Raw genomic sequence first — 8154 nt, 5'->3', positions numbered from 1 at the left:
CAGGTTGCATCGGCATCGGCGGCATCCGATTTGGAGCGCTGGACATAGGGCTTCACGTGCTGCGCCGGCATCAGCAGTACCTCGTGACCCAACGCGCGCAACTCCCGCGCCCAGTAATGAGCAGCGCCACAGGCCTCTGCGCGGCTTGTAGGGCGCGGCGCCCTGTCCAAGATGCGGGCGCTGCGCATCGCCCAGCCGCAGCGGCTGTCGGCGGCCGGGACCTTACATCCTGACACGAATGTGCAAACCGTCGTGGTACGGTCTGATGGTGTTAGTCACCGATCTGACACCCATGATGCAAATGGGAGAGTTCGCCACGTCTAGGATCAACCGCCGCGCCTTGCTCTTCCGCTCCGGCAGCGCAGTCGTCGCCTCGACGGTTGCGACAACTGCACTCGGCATAGAGCCGCCGGGCCAAGACCCAGAACCATCCAATAGATTGCGAGCGCTGATTGAGGCGCACAAGACAGCATACACGTCCTTCGGCGAAGCTTTGCACGAAACGGGCGTTAGTAGCCGTGGTCGCGTCATGGCCAGCCGGGAGGAGGAGAGGGCGCTGCTCGCCATCTGTAGCTACGCTGCGGTTGGGGAAGGGGATCGCATGGCCAAGGCCAGATATCTTTTGGAGATCGAGGCGCATAGCGAACTCGACCTCCCAGAGCATATGCAGGCTGTTCTCCGATCGACGATGTGGAAGGGATGATACGACCGGCACTCGGCACGCGGAAGGTCAGCTGCTGAATGTCTGGTATGCGCCCCATGTCGATCGGTAGGGGGCGCCTATCTGCGCCGATAAGCGGATGTCGCGCCTACGGGGCTGGCCGTCGGGCTGGGTCGGGTTACCGGCATGGCCGTTTCCAAGTGTACCAGATCGAGAGCGGCATGCGGCTGCCGGAGTCATGAAGCCGCGGGGTATCGTGGAGATCAAGGGCAAGAGGCTGATCCGGACGTATTGGCTCGAGAGTCGCCCTGACGCGTGAGCAAGGCCTTCCTCGGTCGTCGCGCATCGTGAACATGGATAGATCGCGTTAGGTGACCGCTGGATCGAGCCGCACAACCCAGCCTTCGACAAGTCCGACCGGCACCGCCGACGGGCCGACTTCACCTACCGACCACCGCCGGGTCCCGTCCGGAAGCGGCCCAGCTTCCATAGACGCCGTTCGTTCTTCAGACGGGCGTTCAACGCGGTTGCACCTGCGCGAGCAGCGCCCCAACCATAGGGAGCATGTTTTTAACGATGATCGCATCACCCGCTGCATTTGGGTGGTCATGGTCCGCTTGCAGCAACTCCGGATGCCCAGTCACGCCCTCCTTGAAGTCGGCGTAGAGCAAGTCTCTATGCTTGGTCGCCAGCTCGGAGAACATCTTTGAAAACCGCTCGGCATAGTCATCCCCGTTCCTATACGAGCAATAGTCATAGGCCGCGGTTCCAACCACAAGCACTGGAACGCGCTTCTGGGCGAGGATACCCAGAAGCTGGTCGAGGTTCGCTCGCGTGTGATCAAGGTCGAGAAGCCCGCAATCGTTCTGTCCCAGTTCGACAATGACAACTTGGTTTGCAGGGCTCGCCTGCAGGTCGAGGCCGCGTGGCGATTTCGTCAGCCAACGGAGACCCGAGCCGCTGTCGTTTGTGTACCCGACCTCAACAATTGTCACTTGGTGCCCGTCGGCGTTCAGCGCCGACTTTAGCCTGGTCGCAAAGGTCTCAATGGCGGCTACTCCATAGCTGTTGATGTAGCTGTCGCCGAGGGTGACGATTGTCGGGAGCGCGTCCTCGGCATCCACGGTGCCGGCTGACCCCAACATTGCGGAAAGTGCGGCAAGGGCCACAAACGAAACGTCACGCACCTTTGTCATGGTCTATCTCCCAGCGGCGGTGCCGATCGGGTCGTGCACCGCGAGAACAGAAGCGAACATCTTCCCCGAACCGTTAAGGACGGCTGCGGAGCTACCGCGCAGTGGTTCCGATCATGGAGCAGTCGAACACCGGGCCGCCTGCCACATAGGACGCAAGCCTGGGTCTCGATGCAAGGCCAGCGATCTCCCGAACCAGTTTTTGGCGAATTGCGACGTCGAACAGGTTGAGATCGTCAATCCCGATCACGAATGCGTCTGGGCCACCGATGACGCAATGCTCGTAATAAAGGCTGAGATAGCGCGCGCCATAGGATTGAAAGGCGTTGGAACCACCGCGCCGCAGCGACACGGGCAGGCCGTTGATAGTGATGCCGGAGCCAGTCATTCGGTCGCGTATCGGCGCGACCGGCAGGCCGGCATTGTTGGGACCATCTCCCGAAATATCAATCACACGGCGCGCGACTACGGTGCGGCTATGCGAAAACAGGTCGCCCGCCGACATAAGGGCGCCTGAAAGGGAGGTCCCTGGCTGCGCGCTGATAGGCTTGATTGCCAAGGCATCGGCGAACTGTCTTGCGTCCGCGTAGCTACCGATAGTCGTCCAGGGCAGGAGAACGCGCTGATAATTCGGCCCAGCCCATTCGAGATACGAAACCGCGATCGTACCACGTGCGCCTAATCCTATGGCTCTCGCGAGGTCGGGGTTCCGGAAGGCGTTGACGTAACCGTCGCGCTGAACCCGTTGCTCCGACAGGCTCATCGAGGACGAGACGTCCACAGCGAGGATCAGCTCAAGATCGACCCCGAGCGTTCTTGGTTCGCCGCCCGCCAATGATGAGCAGGGATACCTGGCAAGCAGCGCCAGTGCCATGAGGAGCGCCCTTGTCAGCCGCTGTATCTTCGGCTGACGTGGTCGAAATTTCCGGCCGAACATAGTTGTCATTCGGTACTGCCCCCCAGCGCCACAGGCGCGATATTAGCAATCCAGCTGGAGGGTACGTTGGCTTGTGTCTGCGCGCTTCACCCGATTGGGTGAAGGGCGCTAGTGTTCTGAAGGCGTTCGCAAGCGCGATAGCAGCGCGGTGAGCTCTGCCTGGCGATGCGTTCCCGTTTTGGCGAGGATCGCCCGGAGTTGGGTTCGCGCCGTTTCGCGGCCAATCGCCAATCGGGCGCTCGCTGCATCGATTCCATCGCCGGAGCTCAGACTTGATGCCAGTCGCGCTTCGGCCGCCGTGAGTTGAAATGTTTGACCGAGCAACCGTTCCGATGGTGCCCGTTCCCTCACAAGGTCGGTGAAGCAAAGCAGAAAGTCGCCGCCATTGAAAAGGTCGCGCACGAAAGAGGTCATCGGCACGACTTCGGCCACAAGCCAGAACGATCCGTCGCGGGTGATGACTTCAGGCTCAACCGGAAAAGGCCCATCCAGTGCGCTGGCGACGGCAGCCCCGATCATCCGCTGGAGACGGGTGTCGCTCTCCCGATCCGCTGCGTGGATGCGGCCGTGACGGACCACAAGGCCGGAGCCGAACAAAGCATCCGCGCGCTCGTTGCAACGCAGCAGGCAGCCACGACGATCAAGCAGCGCGGCGCCAAAGTTGAACTGGTCAAGAACAGCCAGCGTCGGGTCCAGCGAAACTTTCCAGATCTTCTCGGCAAGGCTGATGATCCGCCTCAGATCCGGCACCACACGCAGGAAGTGGTCCGCCTCGGACAAATCGAATGCCCCGCTGCGGGCATCGCGGAACATCGACAGGAACCACTTGTGCTTCTTCATCACAAAGTAGACGGCTGCCCACCACTCGCGGTGCCCAGGGAGCGCTATTTCCTGATAGTAGGGAAGGAACCTTCTCTCCTCGGGGGTGGTGAGTTCGTCCTCGACGGTGAAGCAGGTGGCGGGTTTCGCCAGCAGCCTCAACCTCTCGCAACGAGGATCGGGAGCACCTTCGATGTTGTTGAGCCAGAGCTCCGAAAATTCAGCATGTTCCGTCGAATCCGGTGTCGGTGTGGTCCGCTTGCGCTGGTCGCTCCGGAAAGGGTGGGTGTCGTCACAGGCGCGGATGACACAACTCGTAGCGCCTAGGGCATCGGCAAGGTTTTGAAGCGCCTCTGGCCACCGCCCGAATTCGAAAGCGGCGTCGTAGCAATCCTCGATCGCGGGCGCGATTGCCCTATTGGCAGCCATATAAGTCTACCCTGGTGATGGATGGGCCACCACACGCGTTCATAAGTACCACAGATCCGGCAAAATCAAGAACCCCGGTCGGATCTTCGGGGTCGCAACGGCTAGCTATTTAATCAGCACAAAAATGTTGAGATCGATGTCCGCCGGCAAAGGTTGGCTCTTGACGCGAACCGGTCAATCCTGGGCTCGAGAAATCGGCGGCTTTGCGCCTCTATGTCGGCTGTTCAGGGTGCCCTTCCACTGCCTGGCAGCAGACTTCGCGAGAGCGAAGTTGGAGGTCGAGGGTGCTCCAATCCCGTCGTTCATGGCGCAATCCGAAGCGGAGAATCCATTGTACTGGCTCGCACGCGGACAACGCCACAGCGCAATGCTGTGGAGCACAGCCTTGCTGAACTTGTACGCCACCCCCGCGCGTGATATCGATACGGATGCGTGGACTGTTGACACTTCTCGTGTTGGCGTTTGCCGCGACCAAAGCAGCGGCGGGCGATGTGTTGTTCGACGCCATAGCTGCCGGCGACAAAGTAAGTGTCGAGAAAGCTCTCGCGAGCGGTGCCGACGTTGACAGCCGGGCGCGCGACCAAGCAACCCTCCTCATCGCTGCAGCGCTCGACAAGCAGCCGGAAATCGCCGAATTCCTGCTGGGCAAGGGGGCCGCGGTCATGGCGCGTAACTCGGGTGGCTTCACCCCGCTTCATGCGGCGGCATTCTCGGGCAGCCTGCCGATCGCCAAGCTACTGCTGGAAAAGGGCGCCGTGCTCGACGATGCCGCCAACAAGGCAGGCGCGACGCCGTTGTTGGTGGCCGGCGAGGAAAACCACGTTGAACTGGCCGAATTCCTTATTGCCAAGGGTGCCGATGTGAACCATCCCGAGGGTCATGGCTACATGCCGACAACGCGCGCATTCTGGAAGGGCAACACGGATATCATACGACTGTTCAAACGCCATGGTGCTACCTGCCAAGCCAAGATTCTTGGCGAGGCGAACGCGGCGAAGTGCGCCGAGATCCACGATTAGCGGAGAAATGCAGATGACCACGATGATCAAGTCACGATTGGTTCGGAATTTGCGGGCGGCTGCACTGGTCGCTGTAACTGCGGTCGCCGGCGCGGGATCGGCCTGGGCCGACGGTTCGGTAAACACCGGCTATTTCGGAGGTGTGGCGATCATGGGCTACGACACGGTCGCTTACTTCACTGACGGCAAGGCCGTGAAGGGCTCCGAAGAGTTCACCTATGACTGGCTGGGGACACCCTGGCATTTCGCCAGCAAGAAACACCGGGAAATGTTCATGAGCGAACCGGTCAAGTACGCTCCTCAATATGGCGGCTACTGTGCGGGCGAAGTCGTAGGGGGTGGGGTCACCATTAACGTCGATCCGGAGGCATTCAAGATTATCGACGGCAAGCTCTACCTGATCTACGACGTCGGCAATGCAAACGATTTTGCCGCGCATGCAGTTGAAAATATACCGAAAGCCGATACCAACTGGCCAAAGGTCGCGGCCAACCTGAAGCTCGATCACTATCCCTGAGACCAAGTCCGCCTACTGGACGACGGTGAAGTGAAACACCTTGCTTGAATTGACGAAGGAATAACCGTTCCCGGCACTGTCGCGGCGTTTGTAGACGGGTCCGCAGTCTGGGCGCCCGAACATATTCTCACTTAGCTCGCACAATAGGTCGCCATCCAGACGGACAGTCTCGGTGACCAGCCGCGTCGTAGAGCGAAAGGCTGCCTTGCCGTCGATCCCGATCTGGAGGAAGGCTTGTTGGAGACCGGGTTCAAGCTGGCCCTGCAGCGTATGGCCCAGTACCAACGACGCGATCTCTTCGCCGCTCAATCGATTCTGTTCGTCGCCGGTGAAGGCGAACGGCCATTCGGGCAAGCCCGCCTGCTGTAACGCATCGATGATGAGAGCCAAATCCTGCGGGTTACGGTACTGGGCCCCGTTGAGCCGGTATGCGGACAATGAATCGAATCCCGGTGTGGACATGGCACCCATTCCTTCGGCGACCGCCGCCCTCGCATCCTTCAGGCGGCCGGCGCGAGCGTAGGCGGCTCCAAGCGTGATCGTGAAATCTCCGACTGACGGCGCATCGTCGCGGGTGCGTTCGAGCGCCTCGATCGCTTTGTCATTGCTACCTTGAATGAGAAAGACCAGACCGGCAATTTGCCGGTTGATGGGTGAAAGGTTGGGATCGAGCCTGAGCGCTGTCTCGACCGCTTCGGCAGCCTCGGCATGATTGCCGGTGAACAGTTGCACGTATCCTAGAGCTATTTGTGTCTCCGCATCGCCGGGGCCAAGTGCGACGGCTCGCTCGACCGAAGCGATGGCTTCCTCGTAGCGGCGATCCACGACCTGCATGATGCCAAGAATCGCATAAGGTGACGAAAGATCCGGGTCGAGTTGCAGCGCACGACTTGCCTTCTCATAGGCGCGCTTGCGCGCCGGCGCGCTCTGCATAACGTCGTTGAATGATTCTCGCCAGATATAAACTGTCATGCTTGCATCTGCCGCAAAGGCCTCGGCAAAAGCGGGGTCGAGTTCCTCCGCCTTATCGTAGAGCGTTAGCGCCTCTCGCAGCCCGTTGCGCCGACCGGTCCGTGCTGTCTGCTCGGCACGAAGGTAGAAGTCGTAGGCTTCAAGGTTTTCGGTCGGCGGGCGCGCCATGCGCTCGCTTTCCGCTGCCGAAGGTTGCATGCCAAGCGCCTTGGCGATCTCCCCGCTCATCTCATCCTGGACGGCAAACACGCCGGCAATGCCACGGTCGAACCGGTTGGCCCATAGATTGTCGCCCGTGGCCGTATCGATGAGCTGGGCATTGAGGCGGATCTGCTCGCCGGTGCGGCGGACGCTCCCCGTGACGACGAAGCGAACGCCTAGGTCGCGTGCGACGTCCGCCAGCGCCGCGGGCTTGTCCTTGTAGGCAAACACCGAGTTGTGCGCGATGACGTCCAGACCGGAAAGCTTGGTGAGGTCGGTGATCAGATCTTCGGTGATACCGTCAGCGAAATAGTCCTGGCCCGGATCGCCGCCGAGGTTTGCAAACGGCAGCACGGCAACCAATGGCCGCGATGCCACAGAGAACTTCGGCCATGCAGAAATGCCGGCGATCGCCGCCATCGCCAGGACGGCGGCGCCTGCCAGGATCATGAAGCGCGAGCCCGGGCGGCGGGGCGCGGCCGTGACCTTTCCCGATGCCGCGGGATCGAGCAAGAGTCGATAGGCGCGAACCGGATCGGCGATATTCTTGAGGCGCTGCTCCCCCAAACTGAAAAAGCCGACGTCCACTTTGTGCACGGCATGATCGAATGCGGTTCCGGAGATGCAGACTCCGCCTGGCTCGGCCATAGCCTCGAGGCGAGCGGCGATGTTCACGCCATCTCCGTAAATATCATTTTCGTCCACGATGACGTCGCCTAGATTGACGCCGATGCGAAACCGGATCAGCCGGTCATCCGGGGTGCCCTTGTTGCGATCGGCCATCCGGCGTTGGATCATGGCAGCACACTGAACGGCATCGACGACGCTGGCGAACTCGACGAGCGCGCCGTCGCCCATGAGCTTGATAATGCGTCCGTGGAATTCCTCGATGGCGGGGTCGACCAGTTCGCGACGGCAACCCTTCAATCGTTCGAGCGTGCCTACCTCATCCTCGCCCATAAGGCGGCTGTAGCCAACCACATCGGCAGCAAGTATCGCGGTAAGCCTTCGCTCCATGCTCGCCTGCGCCTTCCCCGGTCGATCAAGCTGCTTTTGCTGCAGCCTATTCTAGTCCCGCGTCGGAAGCGAGCGTGGGCGACCGCTATCCAGAGGGGTCGGGGTTTCTCAATATGCCCAACGCGCCGAGTGCAGAACGGAATGCCCTTCGACAAGATTGCCGCTTAGGTCAACAGCGACAGCTTGGCTGAATGTCCGCTTTGGAGCCTGCGAATACGGTGGGAATGAGCAGACCGGGTCACTTCGTGACGATGCCCGGCCTGACATAGAGGTCCGCTTACTGAACACACAGCTCTCCCAAGGCTGAATTCGGGTCCCTCAGCCGCAATATTAGCTCAGATGTCATGAAAATGCTGTAGCTCGGATTTCCGTCGAAGCCGGGGTCCCTA

7 protein-coding genes and 1 pseudogene are annotated in these 8154 nt (G+C 60.7%); 3 read left to right on the top strand and 5 right to left on the bottom strand.

The window, feature by feature from the left end; genetic code table 11:
- Positions 1–137 (bottom strand): annotated as a pseudogene (locus LB543_RS30970) (IS110 family transposase); the annotation flags it as partial.
- A gap of 128 nt (positions 138–265) precedes the next feature.
- Between LB543_RS30970 and LB543_RS30965 the strand changes: the two are divergent.
- The gene (locus LB543_RS30965; protein ID WP_224616920.1) at positions 266–703 is read left to right on the top strand and encodes a hypothetical protein; all 438 of its coding nucleotides are present in this window, start codon (positions 266–268) and stop codon (positions 701–703) included.
- A gap of 476 nt (positions 704–1179) precedes the next feature.
- Here LB543_RS30965 and LB543_RS30960 read toward each other — a convergent pair whose 3' ends face one another.
- The 3 genes from LB543_RS30960 to LB543_RS30950 all read right to left on the bottom strand — a co-directional run bounded on the left by LB543_RS30960 (position 1180) and on the right by LB543_RS30950 (position 4039).
- A complete protein-coding gene (locus tag LB543_RS30960; RefSeq protein WP_224616918.1) occupies positions 1180–1857 on the bottom strand; it encodes a GDSL-type esterase/lipase family protein in 678 nt (225 codons plus the stop codon).
- A 91-nt stretch (positions 1858–1948) separates the two neighbouring features.
- A complete protein-coding gene (locus tag LB543_RS30955) occupies positions 1949–2728 on the bottom strand; it encodes a DUF1194 domain-containing protein (protein ID WP_224616916.1) in 780 nt (259 codons plus the stop codon).
- Positions 2729–2899: 171 nt separating this feature from the next.
- The gene (locus tag LB543_RS30950) at positions 2900–4039 is read right to left on the bottom strand and encodes a helix-turn-helix transcriptional regulator (protein WP_224616914.1); all 1140 of its coding nucleotides are present in this window, start codon (positions 4037–4039) and stop codon (positions 2900–2902) included.
- A 428-nt stretch (positions 4040–4467) separates the two neighbouring features.
- On the opposite strand from LB543_RS30950, the gene LB543_RS30945 reads away from it, so the two are divergent.
- Together LB543_RS30945 and LB543_RS30940 are read left to right on the top strand one after the other, a co-directional pair.
- Positions 4468–5058, top strand: coding sequence for an ankyrin repeat domain-containing protein (locus LB543_RS30945; protein ID WP_224616912.1), 591 nt, complete (start codon positions 4468–4470; stop codon positions 5056–5058).
- A 13-nt stretch (positions 5059–5071) separates the two neighbouring features.
- On the top strand, positions 5072–5575 hold the full coding sequence (locus LB543_RS30940; protein ID WP_224616910.1) for a YHS domain-containing (seleno)protein: 504 nt from the start codon (positions 5072–5074) through the stop codon (positions 5573–5575).
- Positions 5576–5587: 12 nt separating this feature from the next.
- Here LB543_RS30940 and LB543_RS30935 read toward each other — a convergent pair whose 3' ends face one another.
- Positions 5588–7765, bottom strand: coding sequence for an adenylate/guanylate cyclase domain-containing protein (locus tag LB543_RS30935; RefSeq protein ID WP_224616908.1), 2178 nt, complete (start codon positions 7763–7765; stop codon positions 5588–5590).
- Between the last annotated feature and the right edge of the window lie 389 nt (positions 7766–8154).

This window comes from Mesorhizobium sp. ESP7-2 (genome assembly GCF_020164715.1).
Lineage (GTDB): Bacteria > Pseudomonadota > Alphaproteobacteria > Rhizobiales > Rhizobiaceae > Mesorhizobium.
This window is presented reverse-complemented; position numbering and strand designations above follow the sequence as displayed.